The sequence below is a fragment of the Limnofasciculus baicalensis BBK-W-15 genome (assembly GCF_024178385.1).
In the GTDB taxonomy this organism is placed as follows: domain Bacteria; phylum Cyanobacteriota; class Cyanobacteriia; order Cyanobacteriales; family Coleofasciculaceae; genus Limnofasciculus; species Limnofasciculus baicalensis.
Map to the genome: position 1 here is coordinate 1 of NZ_JAMZMM010000612.1, position 2,307 is coordinate 2,307.

Annotated in this window: 4 protein-coding genes; 2 read left to right on the forward strand and 2 right to left on the reverse strand. The window is 41.9% G+C overall.

Annotated elements, in window-relative coordinates:
- Window positions 1–107: 107 nt before the first annotated feature.
- Both NJ959_RS28750 and NJ959_RS30510 read left to right on the forward strand, forming a co-directional pair.
- A complete protein-coding gene (locus NJ959_RS28750) occupies window positions 108–530 on the forward strand; it encodes an AAA family ATPase (RefSeq protein ID WP_254015181.1) in 423 nt (140 codons plus the stop codon).
- Window positions 531–571: 41 nt separating this feature from the next.
- The gene (locus NJ959_RS30510) at window positions 572–664 is read left to right on the forward strand and encodes a hypothetical protein (protein WP_309242724.1); all 93 of its coding nucleotides are present in this window, start codon (window positions 572–574) and stop codon (window positions 662–664) included.
- A gap of 38 nt (window positions 665–702) precedes the next feature.
- Here NJ959_RS30510 and NJ959_RS28755 read toward each other — a convergent pair whose 3' ends face one another.
- Together NJ959_RS28755 and NJ959_RS28760 are read right to left on the reverse strand one after the other, a co-directional pair.
- Window positions 703–1,404, reverse strand: a complete 702-nt coding sequence (locus NJ959_RS28755; protein ID WP_373693735.1) for a glycoside hydrolase family 24 protein — start codon at window positions 1,402–1,404, stop codon at window positions 703–705.
- A 21-nt stretch (window positions 1,405–1,425) separates the two neighbouring features.
- Window positions 1,426–2,085 (reverse strand): NAD(P)H-binding protein, encoded by a 660-nt coding sequence (locus NJ959_RS28760; protein ID WP_254015182.1) that lies wholly within the window; start codon window positions 2,083–2,085, stop codon window positions 1,426–1,428.
- Between the last annotated feature and the right edge of the window lie 222 nt (window positions 2,086–2,307).

The window sequence follows — 2,307 nt, forward strand, 5'->3', positions numbered from 1 at the left end:
ATAGGCATCTCTCCTGTCAGCCGGAGTCTAGAGGCCTGCTCTACAAGTTCTACTGTAACTTGGCATCAGATTATCGTCAAAGCCACCCATCCCTTCTAATATAGAAGATGATCGCTATTACTGTAGTCGAGGACTTTATGTTACGGGATCTCACTATCCAGAATTACCGCTGCTTCAAAGATTTCCATATCGACGGTTTGGCGCAAGTTAATCTAATTGTCGGGATGAATAATAGTGGCAAAACCAGTCTACTGGAAGCTATTTATCTATTAGTTAATAAGATCAATTCTCAATCCTTAGTTTATTTACTTCATAAACGAGGTGAAATTATTGAAAGACTAGGTTTAAGTATGTCTGGTGAACCTCAGCACCACCAGATTGAGTATCAGGTAAGGCATCTATTTTATAATCATCGACCTAGCCTGGAGCAAATTATCTCTTTCCGCTCAACATCTTATCCACAAAGTTCAATTCTTTTGCAGACTAACCAGCAGAAACCTTCATTCTTTGGCGATATCCTAAAGCATTAATTCACACTTGGCTAGCTTGGCAAGAAACACCAGGAATGCCCATGGGACAAGCAATTACCGCACGAGTATTGAGTTATAATTCAACTATTGCGATCGCATTTATTGACTGGTTAACTCAATTATTTGGGGAATAGGGAATAGGGAGTGGGGATTAGCAATTAACCATTAGCAATTAACCAGCCTTTCCCAATTCTTCCTTGAGCATTTTCTGATAAATTCCAGGTAAAGAGTTCGACATCGAATTAGTTTCTATACCATAACCTAGACTAGTCCAAGTACCAGACAACCGCTGCAATACCCTACTCACATTTCCTTTCTGTAGTTGTCCAGAAATATCTATCCCCCAATATTGCTTATCAGCAAGCCACGAATAAACCACCGCATCCTGATATTGTGGTTCAAAACTATAATCCTTCCACGTCAAAAAACCCCAAGGGCGTGGGTGATAGCGCCTAGCTTTATCAGCCCAAGTAGTATTAATAAACTGATATCGTCCCGCTGCCGTGGTACATTTACCAACATTAGGGCCATTAACAATTCTCACGCAACGATTGGGATGACGACTCAAATCCCAAACATGTTGTCCCCCATAAAGTACTGAATATGGCTGGGAAACATTCGCCTCACTTGCCGAAATTGTCCGCATTAAAGCCCTAATATAAGGATCTCCTCCCCTCATCACCAATGGTTGTGTTCCGGAAATACCTTTTGGATTGTTAAAATTCCATCCATCAGGTCGATATCCCGCACGTATTTCTAACGCTACAGTAATTATGATTAATATGTTAATCCACTTAATGATACGGTTCATCAGGCAAGAAGGAATGGGGAGTGGGGAGTAGGTTTTTTGGAATGGGGAATAGCCATTAGCCATTAGCCATTAGCCATTCCCTTTTTAACTAATACTGGCAAATAAATCCTGGAAAGTGCGATCGCGAGCATCTGGTTTAGCTACTACTTCTACTATTTTATTCCGAGCCTCGGCTTGAGAGAGTGCTTCGACAGAAACTTGTGCTACCTTAGTCCGAGGAATGCTGCCCTCAAACAGAGTATCTGCCGCTGACATGACAACAGGATCTGAGTTATCCTCATTTTTAAGACCCCCAGGTCTGACAATCGTATAAATTAAGCCACTTTTTTGGATATATTCCTCCGCTTGCTTTTTCCACACCAGAATTAGCCAAAATAGATTAAGAGGATGGAAAAATTGGGAAACACATAAAGAGGATACCAGGACAAAATGCTCAATTCCCTTAGCTTTAGCGACATCCACCAGATTTTTAGTACCTTCGTAGTCCACTAAGTATGGTCCAGTCGGGTCAAAACTGGGACGCGCACCCGTAGCACATAGTACCACAGTACTATCTCCAATAGCGACACTCAGGCTATCTTTCTGTAATACATCTCCCTGGACTAATTCAGCCTCCACTGGCAGCATTTCCTTCGCAGCTTCCAAGTTACGCACCAAAGCGCGGACAGGAATATTGCGCTTAAGCAATTCTTTCACAATGCGTCGTCCCGTCTCACCCGTTGCACCAGCTACAAATGCTTTCATCTGTCTTCCTTACACGCTCCCTGACTACAGGTGTAGTATAGGCTGTTTAGTAATAAATTGTATTAATTCTATAGAAAAATTCCTAAATATGTACAAGTTTTTACCGCAAATTGGCGAAACTAGAGTAACAATAAACACCTAAGAGCGGGAATGATAGAGAGAGATATGCCAACCAAAGGAAAGAGGTGAGAGGTAACAGAAGAATATCGCTCCCTCCCATCT